The organism is Coprococcus sp. BIOML-A2, from assembly GCF_009875795.1.
GTDB lineage: Bacteria > Bacillota > Clostridia > Lachnospirales > Lachnospiraceae > Coprococcus > Coprococcus aceti.
Genome location: NZ_WWSI01000005.1, coordinates 174,388 through 193,320, shown reverse-complemented (window position 1 = coordinate 193,320; position 18,933 = coordinate 174,388). Strand labels below are relative to the sequence as shown.

The following is an 18,933-nucleotide window of genomic DNA, read 5'->3' as shown; positions in this document are numbered from 1 at the left end:
TCGAAAGGAAAAGTAGACAAATCTTGCAAAGGGGGCGTAACCAATGCATTTATCATTTGTTGATACAAAAGAAGAAATATTAGCTTTAAAAAGAAAATCGAAGCATGTTGCTCCGCATTTACATAATGCATTGGAGATCGTATGTGTGACAAATGGAACACTGGAGCTGGGAGTTGGACAAGAGTTATACCACATGGAAAAGGGAGATATTGGTTTTGTATTTCCTGATATTATCCATCATTATCAGGTTTTCTCTTCGGGAGTGAATAAGGCGGTTTACATTATTTCTCCACCATTTGCGATTGGGAAATATGCTGATATTATACAGACGATGGCACCGGATTACCCAATCATAAAGGCAGAAATGGTGGAGCCGGAAGTATACCGGGCAATTAATGCCATCTTAGATACAGACCACATGGATATAGCAGTTATACAGGCATACATGCAGATTTTGATTGCAAGATGCATTGGAAAGCTGAAACTGGTCGAGAAAGGAGATGTGGGAAGTAAAGATCTTGTCTATCAGGCAGTATCGTACGTGTCTGGTAATTTTAGAAAGAATTTCTCGTTAGATGATATGGCAAGAGATTTGGGAGTGAGCAAGTATGTTTTATCACGAACATTCTCCAAAACATTCCATCGTAATTTCAATCAATATCTGAATGATGCAAGACTAAATTATGCTTGCCATCGCTTGGAAAATACCAATGATGCCATTACAAATATATGCTATGATAGCGGATTTGAAAGTCAGAGAACATTCAATAGGGTATTTAAGGAACGATACAAAGTTACACCGAGCGAATACAGAAATACAAGCCGTACAGATATAATATCGTGACTATCAAACATAGAGGCAGAGAATGGAAAAGTTGTGGCTGTGATTGGATATAGGCAGTAAATGTGGCAATTCTACCTTTGAGAGGTGTACTTTTTTGCTGTGATAATATAAGATTGTCATGATGAAAGGAGGAATGACCTATGGATATTGCTAAGATTGGAAGATATATCGCAGAAAAAAGAAAAAGAGCTAGGCTGACACAGAGACAGCTTGCAGATAAGCTCGGGAGGAGTGATAAGTCTGTTTCAAAATGGGAACGTGGAATTTGCCTTCCAGACGTTTCAGTATATATGGAACTGTGTGAAATATTGGAAATCAGCGTCAATGAGTTTTTAGCCGGTGAAGATATCAGCGAAGATAGTGTAAGAGAAAAGTCTGATGAAACGCTATTGCAGGTGTCAAAGGAAGGAAAGAATAAACAGAAATTTCTGCGACGAATCATTGTAGCACTTTGTATTATTCTGACAGGACTTATCACTGTAATCGCTGTTATAGCGTGTAAAAAGATGAGACAACCCCGAAATTTCATAGAAGAAGTATCGCCGGATAGTGCGGAAATGAAAACTGCGGAACTGATGTCTGGAGCAGATGGGGTAATGATGTTTCGGTATAAGACAAAGGATAACTATAAATGCCTTTTTGTTTACTTGTCTGAATATCAATCCGGAAAAAGAGTATCGCATGAGAAAATTGCAGAAATATCTTTTAATGGTACAGAATCTACCGAAACTGGAATGATAGTGGTTGTTCCTAATTTTGAAAAATTTTCTGCAAGTCTAATTGTGGCAGATAACTATACGAAATACACAACAGAAAATCCAATTTTAAATGATGTTGAAGATCGGGAATATTATGGAAGATCGGCGACAAGCATAAACCATATATGTCCGATAGATTTTGGAACAGAGCAGGGGCTAGCGGCTTTGGTTTATGGTAAAAATGGATTAAGTATGTTACCGATACAGGATATTTCCGGAGATTATCTAAATACAGAGAATGATTATATGTATTATTACTCCGTAGAGTTTACGAAATGAGAATATGGATGATCTTCCTATAAAATCTTTACTGATAAGCATGAGGACTAAATATCCTCATGCTTTTTCCCTAGATAGGTGTCAATTTCCTTCTGGTAGTGTTGCAACTCCTTCAGGTCACGCTCATTTTGCCGCTGTTGTTCTTCAAGGTTATGCATGTTCTGTTTAGCCTGTTCCAGTAGTTTTTGTAGGATTTGGATGTTGGAATTCTCGGTATACCGGATGCCGTACCTGTCGTGCAGGTTCTTTTGTATCTCCTGCATGCGTCTGGCGTTCTGCACATTTTACCATTTCTGCAAGCCAACGGTATCCCGTGATACATCACCAGAGAAGTCACACATGGACGAGATTTTCAATCGACTTTTATCCAGTTTTTTTCACCGGGCGACATGGCATCATAAGCAGCTTTTCGCTTTTCTTTTCGTTCTTCCGCTTTTTTCTTTTGTGTTTTCAGATAGTCCTGTCGTCTCGAAATTCTCTTTTTTATGTTGTCATCGGTATAGAATGAACCGAGAGAGTAGCCACGATGAAAACGTTGTTCAACCGAAAATCGGTATTTTGTAACCGTTCCGTATTTCTTTGAGTTTCCGGTTTCAATTATAATATTCTGTGCTTTTAGTCGATTGATATAATCCTCAAATGAAACAGCTTCCATAAGAAGCTCCTTCAGTTCACACTGGATGACGGCACAGGCACAGACAGAACCATCCTCTCAGGAATCCATGCATTCTATGAGCCAGAGGAGTTAGTCGGCAAGACACTTATTGCAATAACAAACCTTCCACCTAGAAAGATGATGGGAATCGATTCATGCGGTATATATGAAAAAGGACCCCAGATTAGAAGTACACACTTCAGATTTGGGGTTCTCTTTTTGTGTGAGAGACGGATCAAAATCCATGATCGCAGGCATGAACAAGTCCGGTAAGTATGGCGCTGAGCTCAAGTTTTCTGTTAAGTCCATGGACGTAATGAAGGTCATGGTGAAGAGCGATTCCAAGAGCTCCAACGATGCACTCAAGGGCACGATGGCGCAGATAAAGGGCGAGGATTACACTGACCTGCAGACGGATGCCCCCGATATCAAGGAGACAAATACGATAATGGAGAGTCTGGATGCGATAGAGAATCTTAAGGCGGATTTCACGGTATCGGATTACTACAGCGTGTATTATTATACTGAGAGACGGCATTTCTCAGCTTTTGCTGGGAGTGCCGTCTTTCTGCATATAAGCCGCAGTTAATTCGCAAAACACATTCGCAGAAAGTCAAATTCAGTTCGCAGAATATCAAATGTAATTGATATTCTGCGAACTGGAGGGTATAATATGCGGTATCTTTGGGTTAGATGCTTGCGGTATGTTGATGCAAGCATGTGTGTATTAAAAGCGAAATGACAGGGGGGAAGGGTAGATGAGAAGATTAAAGTATGTTTTACAGAGTGCGATCGCCTGCTTTGTCGTGGCCGGGGCCATGCTGGTGCTGTTCTGGGGAGCAGGAATATATAATATATATCATGAGTCACATGGAAATATATCGGATCTGTCAGAGCTGTGGTCGTATATTTCGGAACAGGGATTGATGTTTCTGATCGGATTGCTGGCTTTTGTGTCGTTCCTAGTATCCGGATTTCAGGCGAAGAAGGCCAGCGAGGCGGATAGAGCAGCTAACGGTGGGAACGAGTATGATGGTGTAGGATATGGTGATGCTGATGCTGATTATTCTGGCACGATAAATGCTGGTGGCGGATATACATATGATTCAATGGACACATCTATAAAGTTAGATGAAGGTTCAGGTATGGAAAATGATAGGAATGTATATGGAAAAAACGGTATGCCATATGCGGACATCTATGTGATGACTGGAGATGCACAATTAACCAATACATATTCATTGCAGTCAGGTGCCAGAAAGATAAGCTTTGACCTGCCTCAGAGGTATAGACTGATAGATGGCGATGACAGTGATCCGGCATTTGCGGGGTTTAATGAGGAGCTTAAGCCGGAACTTGTCTATTGTTCACTTCAGGAGGCTATCGATGATGAGACGGCTGAGGATTACGTGCTGGATGAGCTGGTGGAGGATGAAGCCTGCCCGGAGGAACTGCGGACAAGGGCATATCTGAAACATGAAGTGATAGAGGGAAGACTTTATTACTATTATATATTCAAGTATAAGAAGTCCAGAAAGAAGAGACAGAAGTTTGCGGCGGCATGTGACATAGGCGGCGGGCTGTTCTATACGATAGAGACAGAGTGGATATGGCGCAAGGAGGAATTGACGCTGGAAGCACTCATAGACTTTTTGAAGATACGGGTAGAGTGATTTATGACATCTACAGAACATGAGGTGATAATATGTGGACAATAAAGAGAATAGATGAGGCCGACTTCGGCTGTGAGGAGAGGCTTCCGGGGGAGCTGCTTATGGTGCTGGTGAGTCTGGAGTGTGACGATGGAAGGATGCTTCAGCTTGAGGTGGCTGACAACTGGCTGACCATGCAGGAGCTTGACGAGGGCGATGAGTGGCCGGATGATCCGGACGAACCGGATGAAGAAGATGCGAAAAGCGCAAAGCAGGTGCAGTGGATGGAGAGTTATCTGGATGCTCTGGAGGAGCTGGAATAAGAGTGAAAATAATAAGAATATCGACAAAACCGCCATATCATAAGCGATATTGGCGGTTTTTGTGCGTCTGGAATTACTTTTTGCCATATACTTTAGGATAATATGTTGTTATAACGAAAAGAATGGTCGTGTGAATTTTGTCGATGTTTGGTTTGCAGGCAACTGCGTGTGGGAGAGAATTAATGTTTGGATTGTTTGAAATGAAATATATGAATATATGCCTTGTGGCAGGAGTTATACTGGAACTTATAGCTCTTGTCGCAATACTTAATCTTTATATTAATATAAGGAGAAAGGAAAGAAGGCAGAAGAATAGAGAAGATGGAGCAGGACTTTATGATCGTGCGGTATGTGCCGGAACGGATGAGGCGTATATGCTGGTGCGGCGGGAGGACATAAGTGCGGTAAGCCAGCTTATGGATCAGAAGGTATACAGACAGTTGAGAAAGAAATATGAGGGCTGGGACAGACAGGAGAATCTGGAGTTTGATGCACGTGTTGCAGGCAGGTTTGAAAGTCCATATTCTTTATGATGGAATTATATGGATGCAAGGCTGGGCAGAGCTCAGAACCCTGTATATATTTGCCGATAAGCTATACAATGCGAGAAAATCTGTGGGATTTGTCAAGAGACTAAGGATCAGGTATGGCGTGTAAGCCGTGCCGGGAAAACAAATATTTATACATTTGTCAGCGACAGATATGTCCGTGGATGGACATGTCTGCCGCTGTTTTTTGTTTTACTTAAAGATATCTTAAAGATTCGCCTCATTGAAACTTAAAGGGATGGCGGCTATAATCAGCAGGTGTAGTGAGAAGCTGCAGTGCGGATTACGCTGATGGATTGAGGAAGTGTAACCATATTGTAATAACTCTTACATATAATTAAGTCTGTTGAATGTATATTAAGTTGAACTGGCAGAAAGGCTTGGCATATAATCTATTCGATTTTGGAAGAAAGAAAAAGGTGGTTAAACGAGGTGGTAAATATTGAAAAATATATTGGAATTTATAGAGAATTCGGCTTTAAAATATCCAGACAAGCTGGCAGTTGCAGATGAGGAAGGCGGACTCACATATGGTCAGATGGAGAGGCTTTCCAGACAGATCGGTGCATGGATATATGAGAAGACAGATGGCGTGAGGAATAAGCCTGTTGCCGTGCTGCTGGACAAAAAGCCTGGGAGTGTGGCTGCCTATATGGGAGTTGTCTACAGTGGCAATTTCTATGTGGTACTGGATGCGGAGATGCCGGCGTCCAGAGCCGAGTCGATACTCGGAACGCTGAATCCGGTTGCAGTCGTGACTGACATCGGGCATATGGAGAAGGCACTGGAGCTTTACAGAAATGGCGTGGATGAAGATGGATGCCAGGGACAGGAAGGCGAGAACAAAGAGGTATTCAGGATATTAAATCTTGACGAGCTGGACACAAGTGCAGATCAGTCAGTGTTGGATGCGGTCAGAAGCAGGGCGATAGACACGGATCCCGTGTATGCGCTTTTCACATCGGGCTCGACCGGAGTTCCAAAGGGCGCTGTGGTATCACACAGGAATGTGATATCCTACACCTATTGGTACACGGAGGCATTTGGTATAGACGAGAGTACGATATTCGGAAGCCAGACACCGTTCTACTTCAGCATGTCGGTGTCAGATCTCTACAGCACTCTTAAAAATGGTGCCACGCTGTACATCATACCGAAGGCGTATTTCACCTTCCCTATGAAGCTGATGGAGTTCATGAATACATACAGGATCAACACGATATACTGGGTGCCATCGGCACTGCAGATCGTTGCAAATTACAAGCTGTTCCAGTACGCCCAGCTTCCCGAGCTGAAGAAGGTGCTGTTTGCCGGAGAGGTGATGCCGACAAAGCCGCTGAATTACTGGATACAGAATCTTCCGGATGCCATGTATGCAAATCTGTTCGGCCCAACAGAGACGACCGACATATGTACATATTACGTGGTGGACAGAGTATTTGCCGATGACGAGCCGCTGCCGATGGGACATGCGTGCAACAACTGTGATGTGTTTGTTCTTGATGAGAACGGCAGGGAGGTGTCACCGGAGATCGATCCTGAGACGGGCTTCAGCCGTGAGGGTGAGCTCTATGCCAGAGGTTCATTTGTGGCGCTGGGCTACTTCGGAAATGCGGAGAAGACGAGAGAGGCATTTGTCCAGAATCCGCTGAATCCGTACTATCCAGAGCTGGTCTACAAGACCGGTGATCTGGTGAAATACAACAGATACGGCGAGCTGGTCTATGTGTGCCGTAAGGACTATCAGATAAAACACATGGGTTACCGCATAGAGCTCGGCGAGATCGAGGCTGCAGCAGGAGCTATAGACGGAATCAGAAGCTATGCCTGCATATACGATGATGCGGCGGACAAGATCGTGTTCATCTACGAGGGCAGGAAGAAGGACGAGACGGAGCTGCTTAAGGCGTTCCAGGAGAGGGTTCCACATTACATGGAGCCGAACCGTTTTGTCAGGGTGACAAGCATGCCCCACAATGCAAATGGCAAGATAGACAGGAAGAGGCTGAAGGCGGAATACGCGCAGCATGTGTGACAATTTTATTGATAAGGAGATAAGAGATTATGGAAGAATTATTAAAGATTTTGAATGAGGTAAAACCTGGAGTTGATTATGAGAACGAGACAGATCTTATAGGACATGGCGTGCTGGATTCCATCACGATGGTTACGCTGGTGCTTCAGCTCAGCGATGAGTTTGACGTAGACATTTCTCCTGTTGATATCACACCGGAGAACTTCAAGACAGTCCAGACCATATACGATATGATCCAGAGACTTGAAGACGAGTAAGAGCAGATATAGATATTGGAAGATGACGGGGACTGACTGCCGTCAAAAAATACTGGAGGAGTGAGAAATATGTCATATACGTCGATATCGTATCTGGTATTTATATTGCTCGGAGCGTTTATAGTGTACAATATAGTGCCGCTGAAGCACAGATGGAAGGTCCTGCTGGCATTCAGCTATCTGTTTTATTTTATCAATTCAGGCAGATATATCATATTTATCCTGTTCGGGTCGTTGACCATATATGTGGGCGGCCTGCTTATAAACAAGATAGATGATGGCTGCAGCATGGCAAGGAAAGCTCTGCCAAAGGAAAGCAAAAAAGAGTACAAGGCACTTATCGGATGGCAGAAAAAGTGCGTGTGCGTATGCGTGGTGCTTGTGAATGTAGGAATTCTGGTATTCCTGAAATATTCGGTATTCCTTGGACAGGTATTTACAGATGTGCTTGGACTCATACACATAAATGTAGAGAATCCGATGTATCAGAGGATGATGCCGCTTGGAATCTCGTTCTACACACTGTCTGCGGTGAGTTACATAGTGGACGTGTACAGAGGCAAATACAGGGCATCGGACAAGTTTGGCAAGGTTGCACTTTTCCTTGCATTTTTCCCGCACATTGTTGAGGGACCTATAGCCAGGTTCGATCTTGTTGGAGAGCAGATGTATGAGGGGCACAGGTTCAGTTATGAGAACATGACCATGGGACTCCAGCTTATACTGTGGGGCTTCTTCAAGAAGATAGTTATTGCAGATCGCGCAAATATGTATGTGAACCAGATATTTGACAATTACGCAAGCTACACAGGACTTCCGGTAGTAGTGGGAATGCTGCTCTACACATTACAGCTCTATGCGGAATTCTCAGGCTGTATGGATATAGTAAGGGGAAGTGCCCAGATGTTCGGAATAGGACTCTCAGAGAACTTCAACCAGCCGTTTATATCAAAGACGGTCAGTGAGTTCTGGAGAAGGTGGCATATGACTCTCGGTGCATGGTTCAAGGACTATGTGTTCTATTCAGTTTCACTGTCCAAGCCATTTGTGAAGCTGAGTAAGAAGACCAGGGAACATATGAATACTTTCTTCGCGACATTTGTTCCTATGTCTATAGCGATGTTCATAGTGTGGTTTGGAACGGGTATTTGGCACGGCGCAAGCTGGAAGTACGTCATGTATGGTCTTTATTACTGGGCTATCATGGTAATTGGACTTCTCATGGAGCCTCTTTTCAAGAAGCTGTATGAGAAAATGAATGTTGACCGCCAGGGAAAGGTATACAGACTGCTTCAGGTTGTCAGGACCTTCATTTTTGTGAATGTGGGAATGCTCATGTTCAGGGCTGATGATCTGACAGCATTTGGACACATGTTTGTGTCCATGTTCAGGGGATTTACATTTGCGGATCTGACAAATGGAACTTTGCTTGGAATGAAGCTTGACATGGCAGATTTTGCAGTGCTGGCAGTGGGCGCGCTCATTCTGTTCCTGGTTGGACTTTACAAGGAGAAGGGACATCAGATAAGAGCAGAGCTTGCCACGAAGAATATAGTCCTCAGATGGGCAGTTTACTATGTGCTGCTGTTTGGAGTGATCATACTCGGAGCATATGGCAAGGGCTATGAGGTGGCTGGATTTATATATGCACAGTTTTAGAGGTGATTTATCTATGAAGAAAAGTGGACGTAATATAATAAAATCCATAGCATTTGCCCTGGTGGCCGTGATGATCATGGGAGTGCTGGGAGCTGCGTTTACTCCGAAGCGGAGCGATCCGGGAAGCGGAATAACCAACTCGAATGCAAGGGGCTTCTATGGAGAACCGAAGAATTCGATAGACGTACTGGTGCTTGGAGACAGCAATGCCTACAGTGCATGTTCTCCGATGTATATATGGAACAAATATGGAATTCCAACATATGTGGCGGCTGAGGGATTCCAGAATGTGACCGGGGCATCCAACCTTCTGGATGAAGTGCTCACATGTCAGAAGCCAAAGCTGGTGGTGTTTGATGTGAATATGCTTTGGACAGGCAAGACGACATTGAAAAAGGTTGAGAACAACCTGAAGAATCTGGCATATAAGTATCTGCCTCTTGCACAGTACCACAACAGGTGGAAGAGCATGAGTGTTTCGGACATGTTCGGTGCCAGGGACTACACATACAGATCAGCCTCAAGAGGACAGTATCTCAGCATGGAGGTCAAGCCGTTTTCAGGCCAGAGCAAGATGGTGGAAACCAAGGCTGTTGAGGACATACCGGAGGTATCAAAGATACTGCTCGATAAGCTGATAGACAAGTGTGAGAAGAATGGAATCAAGATCATGTTCATGGAGACTCCGACGGCGAAGTCATGGAATTATGCAAGACACAATGCCATGGTTAAGTATGCTAAAGCCAAGAATATTGAATTTGTCGATATGAATACGCTCAAGGGTGATTATGCGATTGACTGGAGCACCGACACGAGGGATGGCGGAAGACATCTCAACTGCAAGGGCGCAGAGAAGGTAAGCGCCTATCTTGGAAAATATATTTCAGAGAATTATTCTTTTAAGGATAAGAGACATTCAGAAAAGTATGCGGACTGGAATAATGACTATCTGGATTATGTGAAGTATATGTCCGGAGAGACTGTGTCGTTGGAGGCACAGCAGTCCGACGGAACGGTATCTAACAACTAAATATAAAATATATAAGTGGACGGAGGATTGAATTCCCCGTCCACTTTATTTTTTATTTTACTGTAACTTTGCATCTGGCAGATATATTGCCGGAAGTATATGTCTTTTTCTCAGTGCTGTTTGAAGGTGAGAAAGTTTATTTCTGCACGGCAAGGGACAAGGATTTTTACGCGCAGCTCATGCGTGATGGAAATGTTGCGGTGACGGGCATGAACAGAGAATATCAGATGATAAGACTGAGAGGAAAGGCGCACAGACTGGATGATCAGAAGCTGTGGATCGACAGGATATTTGCGGAGAATCCATCTATGAACAGTGTGTACCCGGATGACAGCAGATATGTGCTTGAGCCGTTCTATTGATACAGGATGAATACCTGACACAGGTAAATGATGAGAAAGGCATAGTAAACGCTGCAAACAGCGGTATGACCGGATGTTATGTGCCATGCCACAATTGTATCGATAACTGTATCCACGCTGTCCTGTCTGCGGAGGCTCGATGGACATGAACCTCCGCAAGGACGGTTATTTTGCTCAGGACAGTGCCTGGTATGAGGCAGAGCGACGCTTCGGTGATTTTGTCTCCAGATCCCTGGACAGGAAGCTTGTGCTCCTTGAGCTGGGGGTTGGATTTAACACGCCAACCATAATCCGATTTCCTTTTGAGAAGCTGACACGAGAACACGATAACATAACCCTTGTCAGGTTAAATCTCGATCAGGCTGTGATTCCAGAAAGTCTTGGGAACAGAGCTATAGGGATAAATGCGGATATGGCGGAGAGTATAAGTGATATACTCAACGTTTCAGTATCGCATCCATATCCTGCTCAGGAGCAGTGATCGGGTTTAGCTTATAATTTTCCACCAGATATTTAATCACGGTCTCAGACATGAACGCAGGCAGTGTCGGGCCGATATACATGTTGCGCACGCCCAGCGACAGCAGGGTGAGAAGTATGCAGACAGCCTTCTGCTCATACCATGACAGGACAAGGGTGAGTGGGAGGTCGTTTATGCTGCAATGAAATGCATCTGCCAGAGCCAAAGCAACCTTGATGGCACTGTAGGAGTCATTGCACTGTCCCATGTCGAGTATTCTTGGAATCCCGTCGATTTCGCCGAGGTCGAGATCGTTGAAACGGTATTTGCCGCAGGCGAGGGTGAGGACAAGGGTGTCCATCGGAGTCTGCTTTACGAATTCGGTGTAATAGTTGCGTCCCGGATGTGCGCCGTCACAGCCTCCAACGAGGAAAATGTGCTTGACATGTCCTGCATTGATGGCGTCTATGATCTTACCAGCCTGTGACAGAACCGCGCTGTGTCCAAATCCGGTCGTCAACATATGACCGCCGTTTATGCCGCTCATGCTCCTGTCGTGTTCATAGCCGCCAAGCTTCTGTGCGTGCTTGATCAGAGGGGTAAAATCTTTCTTCCCTGCTCTTGTACCTGAGATGTGAACCATGCCGTCATAACCCACGACTGATGTGGTGTAGATCCTGTCCTTGTAGCTCGGCCTTGGCGGCATGAGACAGTTGGTGGTAAAGAGCACCGGCGCGGGTATATTTTCGAATTCTGTCTGCTGGCTCTGCCATGCGGTTCCGAAATTGCCCGCCAGATTATGGTATTTGTTAAGCTCCGGATAGCCGTGCGCAGGCAGCATCTCGCAGTGGGTATATACATTTACTCCTGTCTTTTCAGTCTGCTCAAGGAGCTGTGACAGGTCGTTCAGGTCGTGACCGGAGACCACGATAAATGGCCCTTTTTTGATGTCAACATTTACTCTCGTAGGCACAGGATTGCCAAATGATTCAGTGTTGGCTTTGTCCAGCAGCTCCATGCATTTGAAATTGACCTGGCCAAATTCCATGATGAGTTCTATCCATTCGGTGACGTTGTGCTCCCTGTTAACCTCGCACAGTCCCTTGTAGAACCACTTCAGAACCTCATTATCTGTGTAGCCGAGATTCATGGCGTGATGGGCGTATGCCGCCATACCCTTGAGTCCAAACAGCAGGGTGGAACGCAAGGACACTATATCGGTGTCACCATCCCATAGGTCGATCACCTGTATCTTTTCAGCCTCAGATCTGCTGACCTTGTTCTGCTCGTTTTTAACCCTTCCCATAAATTCTTTTATTGCATTGTCGTCAAAGTTTACATTTGTCAGGGTTGTGAAAAGACCGTCTATGATAAGTCTGTCGGCGACCGCGCTGTGTTTATTCTCATTTTTTGAGAGTTCTGCAAGTTTTATAAGCTCACACACAAGCTCGTCCTGTAGATTAGATGTGGATGGCTGCTTGCCGCACACTCCAGTATTGATACATGCGGATCCCCCCGCTGTTTGCTGACACTGAAAACAAAACATATTTGACATGTACTGTATACCTCCTGAAATTATGAATCTATCTGAAAAAACTGGTGACTGCCTGGCAGTCTGTGGATTTTCTTCTAAATAGAGTATGGACAGTGAACAGGAGTTTTATACTCAAATTTGCTAAAGTATATCTGTGAAATAACATTTAGGGGGATAAAAAGCTTTCGTTGCTCAGATAGAGGCGCCCTGAGAAAAAATGGAGACAGAGGTGGGGACGGAGGTACCTGTCCCCTCCGTCCCCGCCTTCATTTGTGGGATGCGGAGTCGCCGGTTATGTTATATTGAGCAGATAAGTGCCGTCTTGCACGCATTTGACTGAAATTTTACACGGCGCTGATAGTGGACAGATGTGAAAATGTTTTATAGTAAATCAAATAATAGTTGATCTGGACGGGGATAAAGGAGAAATCACGGATGAAAAAGGAACACGGGGACAGACTGGCCCGCGCACTTGAATTTGCAAATGAATCAGCTGAGTATCATGTCAGAAACTATGCGGGTGGGACGCTTATGCCCGGAGATGCATATGCCGATCTGCCGATAGATGAGAGAGACCGGGTGTATCTTGGACCGGATGCCGGAGCGCCTAACATGTATTCCAGAATATACCGCAGTCAAAGAGAGAAAGAGATGCGGGAGCAAGGGATGACAAATGAGCAGATAAAGCTGAGGTGGGAAGCGCTTGATGCCATGTGGCGCCGGGAGATAGAGGAGAGGCTCTACGGGGAAACCAGACAGAATGACCGGTCAGAGGATGTTATATCAAGATACGAGAATGAAGGATTGCCCAGTGATTTTCAGAGAAGAAGCGATCAGGCGGATGCGAAGAGAAGGGCAAAATGGCTCGGGATACGAATAGTGCTCATAACCGTAGTAGTGGTGATCATGGCGTTCACGATACTTAACGAGGCCGGGCTGATAGACGGTATAAGTATAACTGAGCAGATATTTGACAGGATAGAGCAGATATTTGGCGGTATGGACAGCATATCGTCAGGCAGTGCGGGAACTGGTGTTGGAACAGATTCAGAAAATCCCGGCGGGCTGGTGATCGTATACGGGGTAGTTATCTTCCTTATATTCAGATGGGTGAATAAGAGCAAAAAGAAAAAGGTGGATATTCCAAATTCCGGTGTGATTTACACGGAGCTGATCCCACAGATTATCAGGAGACGTTATGGGGAGGACAGCGTATACAGACATCAGGGCGGACTTCCTGATGAACAGATGAGGAGACTGAACTGTTTCGGTGGCAGACCATTTACACTTGATGGACAGCCTTTGCCGGTTATCGGACGTGACATGGTGGAGGGAACATACAGAGGTGTCCATTTCAGGTGCAGTTATGAGTACATGGAGTACGAGTATTATTACGAGGACAGCGATGGTGACAGAGAGAAAAAGATCGACAAATTATTTGGCGGGCTGGTTGTTGAGATACCATATAGAAAAAGTTCATCGGCTTTGCTGGGAGTCATGGGAAACTCCGAACTGGAGATGAAGAATATATTGAAGTGCGGTCTGGAGCGTGGCGCAGTGGGAAGAATAGAAAAGACAGAAAACGAGAACTTTAATCTGCTGTTCACTATAAACTGCAATGACGAGGAGAATATATTTTATATGCTTACACCGGATGTCATGGAGAGGCTGGCGGCACTTTATCCAAAGGAGAAGGCGTCTCTCCATGTGACATTCGATGGGGACAGATTGTACATGTGTATAAGCAAGAGTGATAAATACATGGTATTTGACGAGGAGAAAAATATAAAAAGTATGAGTGATGTGGAGGCTTATCTGGACAAATACCTGCGCATGCTGCAGGAGACGATGGATGCGGCTCTGTTACTATAGAAGAGAAATTGTGAAAATGAGCAAAAGTACACGGAGGGAAATGTATGTTTACAATATTATTTAGCAAAGGTGTGTTCGTATTTTGTGTGTTGGTGGTAATAGTTTTGATACTTTTAGCGTATGCGATAAAGACTGCAAATGCTCTGAAAGCAGCGGAAAATAAGGTGAGAGAGCTGGACTCGGATGTGGATATTGCTCTTGCAAAGAGATATGATCTGCTCACAAAACAGTATGCGATGGTAAAGACTTATATGTCGTATGAGAGCGAGAATCTGATAACAGCGATAAAGCTCAGAAAAGGCATGACACCTGATGAGAAGACCGGGGTAGAGAAACTTATGAAAAATGCCTCGGATCAGATAAATGCAGTTGTGGAGGCGTATCCGGAATTGGCGGCGGGCAAGAATATAGAGGTCCTTCAGAACAGCTGCACAAATGCGGAGGAGCACATCCAGGCGGCAAGAAGACTGTACAATGCAGGTGTGACAAATTATAACAATCTGTGCAGCCAGTTTCCTTCTTCGGTGGTTGCGGCCATAACGGGTCACAATATGGTGGAGTATTTCAAGACTGATGCGGATAAGAGATCAGATGTGATATTTTAGCAGGAAATCCAGATGCTTTTGTGCATAAAAAAATCGGTGCGACGGGATTCGAACCCACGACCTCTTCGTCCCGAACGAAGCGCTCTACCAAGCTGAGCCACGCACCGAGTGTGTTTATCAACACTGCCATAATAGTATAAGAAGATTCTGGAAAAAATGCAAGGAGTTTTCTAAATAAATTGTCAAGAAATTCACCCAGGAATATCCGAGAAACTTTTGTGAAACTGATAATCAATCAATGACAGATAACTATCCGTTTATGGGGGGACCGTAGATACATTTTTGGGGTGCCCATAGATACAATTTATATAATATTTAGATTTGTTACAACGAAAATTTATAAGTGTATGGCAGAGTAATAACCAGAAAGTAGTTGATATGAGGATAAGGTGCAGGTGGTGATGGACAGAATGAAAGCCGCCTGAAATAGAAGGAGACGATAGATCATGAAGATACTTATTACTACGGACTGGTATGAACCTGTTATAAATGGAGTTGTGACATCAGTTGTCAATCTGTCAAATGAACTCAAGAAAAGAGGGCATGAGGTGAAAATACTCACACTGTCCAGAAGTCATCATACATATGCAGAAGGGGATGTGATATATGCTGCATCGATAGGTGCCGGAAAGATATATCCGGAGGCAAGACTTAAGATGCCTGTCATTAAGGCAGTAATAGACAAACTCATAGAATGGAAACCAGATGTCATACATTCCCAGTGTGAGTTCTCAACATTCTTCATGGCGAAGAAGATAGCAGATGAGACAAATGCGCCGATAGTACACACATATCACACGGTATACGAGGATTACACTCATTACTTTTCGCCAAATGCAGCGTGGGGACGCAAAGTTGTGCAGAAACTTACCAGGATGTTATCATCGAGGGTCGATGCTATGATAGCACCCAGCAGGAAGATAGAGGATGTGCTTGAAAAGTATGATGTGTTATGTCCCGTTGAGGTGATCCCATCTGGAATCGACATGGATAAATTCGGAAAATATATAGGAACAGACAGCAGACACAGAATCAGAGAGAAGTACGGACTCAGTGATGACCAGACAGTTCTTCTCTATGTTGGCAGATTGGCGAAGGAGAAGAATATCCAGGAGATACTTAGATGCCAGAAGAGAGTGCGCAGGTATGGTACAATCCTCATGATAGTTGGAGACGGACCATATAGGGCGGAGATAGAGGAACAGGTAAATGAGCTTGGAATCTCAGAGAGTGTGATATTTACAGGCATGATCGAGCCTGATAAGGTGGCTGAGTATTATCAGGTTGGTGACTTTTTCGTAAGTGCATCCACGAGCGAGACACAGGGACTTACTTATGTGGAGACTCTGGCAGCTGGAATACCACTTCTGTGCAGAGAGGACCCGTGCCTTGCAGATGTGGTTGATCCGGGAAAGAATGGCTGGGAATTTACTGATGAGGAAGCATTTGAAAATGCGCTGGCGAAGTGGCTTGATATGAGTTCAGATTCAAGGCAGCAGCTTAGACGAAATGCAGTGCAGTCGGCAGATAAATTCTCCACATCGACATTTGCAGACAGAGTTGAGAAGCTTTATATGAATGTGTGCGAGCTGCAAGCACTGGTGCTGAGGGCTTGTTAGAAATTTAATTTGTATGAATTCTCTAGTGGCTGTTGGGATAACCAGGGAAAAGATATAAAATTATCTCCAAATAGATGAAAAAGCTCTAAAAAAGAAAAAATTTTAAAAAATTATCCGTAGGACACAGAATAATGTGTTTTATGGATAATTTTTTATCTTTTAAGTGAAAACATTGTATATGAGATAAAATGTAGGTAATAAGCAAAGATGGCGAGATGACCTGATGCATGAGTTACTATCTAGATGACAAAAAACTAAAAAAATATGCTTTATTTAAAAATACAGTTGACAACACCATGATACTAGCGTACTATTCAACTAGTACAGCAGTACAGAAGAGCTAGACAACATACAAGGAGGAGGTGTGTGATGGAATTTAAGACGAATATCCCCATATATCTTCAGGTCATAGAGGATATAAAGCAGAAGATCATAGCGGGCACACTGCCTTTGGGATCTAAGCTTCCGTCATCAAGAGAACTTGCCATAGAATACCAGATAAATCCGAATACTGCAGCGAGGATTTACAGCGAGATGGAGTCTATGGGGTTGTCCTATACCAGACGTGGAATAGGAACATTTGTGACGGAGGATGACAGGGTCATAGACGACCTGAAAAAGGAAAGAATAGAGGAAATCATACAGAGCTTTGATGAACAGCTCACCGGTATGGGATTTTCACAGGACGAGATCCTTGAACTGCTAAAAGAACACTTTGGAAAGTAAGAAGTAATAAAAAAGAAGGGAAATGATACAATGTTAAAATGCGAACATCTTGTTAAGAAGTATATCACCACCACAGCGATATCCGACCTGTCGCTGGAGATAGAGCCGGGACACATATATGCGCTGCTCGGTCCAAATGGAAGTGGAAAGTCAACACTTATGAAGATCATAGCCGGCCTGGTCAAGCCGGACTCAGGAACTATCACAATAGATGGAGTGCCTATGACATACAGGTCAAAGAAGGACATAGCTTATATGCCGACGGAGGCGTTCTTCTTCGGATATATGAACTGTAAGGACATAGGAAAGTATTACAAAGATTTCTTTGATGACTTTGACTATGACAAATACATGGGACTGCTTGCTGAGATGGAGCTGAATCCGGATCAGAAGGCGAAGAGCATGTCTTCAGGAATGCTGGCAAAGCTCAAGATAGCGGTTACTCTGTCCAGAGACAGCAGGATCGTCATGCTGGACGAGCCACTGAACGGAATAGACATCATAGCTAGGGAGAAGATTATCAGCACGATTGTCCGGAATATATCGGATGACACAGCCGTGCTCATGTCAAGCCACCTTGTGGATGAACTTGAGAGGATCGTGGATCACGCATTCTTTATCAAGAATGGCACCTGTGTGCTTCAGGGTGATGCAGAGGAGCTGCGAGTGAACAGGGGCAAGTCGATAGTTGATATGTATAAGGAAATATATGCTTAGGAGGAACCGCTATGAACGAAGTTCATAATAGGAATCGGTTCCGACGACCTGCCCCGCTCGTGTGAGCGAGAGGAAGCACCATGCACCGAAGGTGCATTTCGCAATGGTGCTGACGACTTGCCTTCGAACGAATGTGAGGAGGCGGTACTAGTAGGGGCGATACATATTGGATAGTTAAATTTGTTGATGAAGGAGAGATAGATATTATGTTAAAGATGATGAAATATGAATACAGACGTGGAGTATTTTCACTTCTGGTGGTTATAACGGCTCTTGCGGCAGCAGAATTGCTGTTCCTGATTGGAATATTTGCAGAAAAAAATCTGTTAGCAGGACTTGGTATCACATTCCTTATGCTGGGAGGTTTCGCTTCGTTTATGTTCGTTCTGATATATGGTGTGATAATCTACAGTCAGGATCTGAAGAACAAGACGGGGTATATGGTGTTTATGACCCCGATTTCAAATTACAAGATTATCGGTGCAAAGCTGCTTTCAATCCTGCTCACCGGTGCGACACTCGTGGCCTTTCTTGGACTGCTTATAGTTGTTGATTATAACCTGCTTAAGTCACATAACGGAGGTGTAGCTGGTGCTGAGATTGTGCTGGATGAAATTCTGGGGACAAGAGGATTATCAATAGGAAGTGTCATTGCAAATGTTGCAGGGTTCATAGTAGTAGCACTTATTCAATTCTATACAATGATCACCATAGCGTACCTCGCAGTGTCACTGTCTTCCACAGTGCTCCAGAATAAGAAGATAAAGGGCGTTGTCAGCTTTATACTTTTTGTGGCTCTTTATGTGCTGGTGAGCTACATAGCATACAAGCTTCCGCACCTTGGGAAGAACGTGCAGGTGGAGACTATGCTTGACGCGATGTATAAGAATATACCACAGCTTATTCTCTATGTTGTATGCATGATCGGCAGTTATATAGGAAGTGCGACACTGCTTACTAAGAAGATCAGCTTATAATGTAATGAGAGGAATGTATTA

At 44.2% G+C, this 18,933-nt stretch carries 21 protein-coding genes, 1 tRNA gene and 1 pseudogene; 19 read left to right on the top strand and 4 right to left on the bottom strand.

Annotation, left to right across the window (positions count from 1 at the left end; translation table 11 throughout):
* Positions 1 to 43 precede the first annotated feature (43 nt).
* Together GT575_RS11670 and GT575_RS11665 are read left to right on the top strand one after the other, a co-directional pair.
* Complete coding sequence (locus tag GT575_RS11670; protein ID WP_161172067.1) at positions 44 to 844, top strand: AraC family transcriptional regulator; 801 nt, start codon at positions 44 to 46, stop codon at positions 842 to 844.
* 140 nt (positions 845 to 984) lie between these two features.
* Positions 985 to 1,881: a helix-turn-helix domain-containing protein gene (locus GT575_RS11665; protein WP_161172066.1), complete on the top strand. Its 897-nt coding sequence runs from the start codon at positions 985 to 987 to the stop codon at positions 1,879 to 1,881.
* A 47-nt stretch (positions 1,882 to 1,928) separates the two neighbouring features.
* Here GT575_RS11665 and GT575_RS11660 read toward each other — a convergent pair whose 3' ends face one another.
* The gene (locus tag GT575_RS11660; protein WP_055273142.1) at positions 1,929 to 2,144 is read right to left on the bottom strand and encodes a hypothetical protein; all 216 of its coding nucleotides are present in this window, start codon (positions 2,142 to 2,144) and stop codon (positions 1,929 to 1,931) included.
* 89 nt (positions 2,145 to 2,233) lie between these two features.
* Positions 2,234 to 2,536, bottom strand: a complete 303-nt coding sequence (locus tag GT575_RS11655; RefSeq protein ID WP_055223081.1) for a hypothetical protein — start codon at positions 2,534 to 2,536, stop codon at positions 2,234 to 2,236.
* Between GT575_RS11655 and GT575_RS15620 the strand changes: the two are divergent.
* The 11 genes and pseudogenes from GT575_RS15620 to GT575_RS11595 all read left to right on the top strand — a co-directional run.
* A pseudogene (locus tag GT575_RS15620) lies at positions 2,537 to 2,701 on the top strand (hypothetical protein); the annotation flags it as partial.
* Positions 2,702 to 2,759: 58 nt separating this feature from the next.
* A complete protein-coding gene (locus GT575_RS11645) occupies positions 2,760 to 3,125 on the top strand; it encodes a hypothetical protein (RefSeq protein ID WP_156329444.1) in 366 nt (121 codons plus the stop codon).
* Between the two features lie 169 nt (positions 3,126 to 3,294).
* Positions 3,295 to 4,209, top strand: a complete 915-nt coding sequence (locus GT575_RS11640; protein WP_161172065.1) for a hypothetical protein — start codon at positions 3,295 to 3,297, stop codon at positions 4,207 to 4,209.
* A gap of 32 nt (positions 4,210 to 4,241) precedes the next feature.
* Entirely contained in the window at positions 4,242 to 4,511 is a 270-nt protein-coding gene (locus GT575_RS11635; protein WP_161172064.1) for a hypothetical protein, read from the top strand.
* A 182-nt stretch (positions 4,512 to 4,693) separates the two neighbouring features.
* Positions 4,694 to 5,044: a hypothetical protein gene (locus GT575_RS11630; protein ID WP_161172063.1), complete on the top strand. Its 351-nt coding sequence runs from the start codon at positions 4,694 to 4,696 to the stop codon at positions 5,042 to 5,044.
* Positions 5,045 to 5,501: 457 nt separating this feature from the next.
* The gene (locus tag GT575_RS11625; RefSeq protein ID WP_161172062.1) at positions 5,502 to 7,094 is read left to right on the top strand and encodes an AMP-binding protein; all 1,593 of its coding nucleotides are present in this window, start codon (positions 5,502 to 5,504) and stop codon (positions 7,092 to 7,094) included.
* A 29-nt stretch (positions 7,095 to 7,123) separates the two neighbouring features.
* Positions 7,124 to 7,351, top strand: coding sequence for an acyl carrier protein (locus tag GT575_RS11620; RefSeq protein WP_015533721.1), 228 nt, complete (start codon positions 7,124 to 7,126; stop codon positions 7,349 to 7,351).
* 69 nt (positions 7,352 to 7,420) lie between these two features.
* Positions 7,421 to 9,010, top strand: a complete 1,590-nt coding sequence (locus GT575_RS11615) for an MBOAT family O-acyltransferase (RefSeq protein WP_022217287.1) — start codon at positions 7,421 to 7,423, stop codon at positions 9,008 to 9,010.
* Positions 9,011 to 9,023: 13 nt separating this feature from the next.
* A complete protein-coding gene (locus tag GT575_RS11610) occupies positions 9,024 to 10,040 on the top strand; it encodes an SGNH/GDSL hydrolase family protein (RefSeq protein WP_161172061.1) in 1,017 nt (338 codons plus the stop codon).
* 86 nt (positions 10,041 to 10,126) lie between these two features.
* Positions 10,127 to 10,402, top strand: coding sequence for a pyridoxamine 5'-phosphate oxidase family protein (locus GT575_RS11605; protein ID WP_161172060.1), 276 nt, complete (start codon positions 10,127 to 10,129; stop codon positions 10,400 to 10,402).
* 145 nt (positions 10,403 to 10,547) lie between these two features.
* Positions 10,548 to 10,883: a hypothetical protein gene (locus GT575_RS11595; protein ID WP_161172059.1), complete on the top strand. Its 336-nt coding sequence runs from the start codon at positions 10,548 to 10,550 to the stop codon at positions 10,881 to 10,883.
* Here GT575_RS11595 and hcp read toward each other — a convergent pair.
* On the bottom strand, positions 10,840 to 12,408 hold the full coding sequence (gene hcp / locus GT575_RS11590) for a hydroxylamine reductase (RefSeq protein WP_334296679.1): 1,569 nt from the start codon (positions 12,406 to 12,408) through the stop codon (positions 10,840 to 10,842). The genes GT575_RS11595 and hcp overlap by 44 nt on opposite strands.
* A 423-nt stretch (positions 12,409 to 12,831) precedes the next feature.
* On the opposite strand from hcp, the gene GT575_RS11585 reads away from it, so the two are divergent.
* Complete coding sequence (locus GT575_RS11585; RefSeq protein ID WP_161172057.1) at positions 12,832 to 14,268, top strand: DUF3137 domain-containing protein; 1,437 nt, start codon at positions 12,832 to 12,834, stop codon at positions 14,266 to 14,268.
* A 44-nt stretch (positions 14,269 to 14,312) separates the two neighbouring features.
* On the top strand, positions 14,313 to 14,873 hold the full coding sequence (locus GT575_RS11580) for a LemA family protein (protein WP_055146645.1): 561 nt from the start codon (positions 14,313 to 14,315) through the stop codon (positions 14,871 to 14,873).
* A 33-nt stretch (positions 14,874 to 14,906) separates the two neighbouring features.
* On the opposite strand, the gene GT575_RS11575 is transcribed toward GT575_RS11580, so the two are convergent.
* Positions 14,907 to 14,980 (bottom strand) — tRNA-Pro (locus GT575_RS11575).
* Positions 14,981 to 15,319: 339 nt separating this feature from the next.
* Between GT575_RS11575 and GT575_RS11570 the strand changes: the two genes are divergently transcribed.
* The 4 genes from GT575_RS11570 to GT575_RS11555 all read left to right on the top strand — a co-directional run bounded on the left by GT575_RS11570 (position 15,320) and on the right by GT575_RS11555 (position 18,912).
* Positions 15,320 to 16,492 (top strand): glycosyltransferase family 4 protein, encoded by a 1,173-nt coding sequence (locus GT575_RS11570; protein ID WP_161172056.1) that lies wholly within the window; start codon positions 15,320 to 15,322, stop codon positions 16,490 to 16,492.
* Between the two features lie 369 nt (positions 16,493 to 16,861).
* Positions 16,862 to 17,218: a GntR family transcriptional regulator gene (locus GT575_RS11565; RefSeq protein ID WP_055273124.1), complete on the top strand. Its 357-nt coding sequence runs from the start codon at positions 16,862 to 16,864 to the stop codon at positions 17,216 to 17,218.
* A 30-nt stretch (positions 17,219 to 17,248) separates the two neighbouring features.
* Positions 17,249 to 17,935, top strand: coding sequence for an ABC transporter ATP-binding protein (locus tag GT575_RS11560; RefSeq protein ID WP_117874539.1), 687 nt, complete (start codon positions 17,249 to 17,251; stop codon positions 17,933 to 17,935).
* 206 nt (positions 17,936 to 18,141) lie between these two features.
* Positions 18,142 to 18,912, top strand: coding sequence for an ABC transporter permease (locus GT575_RS11555; RefSeq protein WP_161172055.1), 771 nt, complete (start codon positions 18,142 to 18,144; stop codon positions 18,910 to 18,912).
* The last annotated feature ends 21 nt before the right edge of the window (positions 18,913 to 18,933 follow it).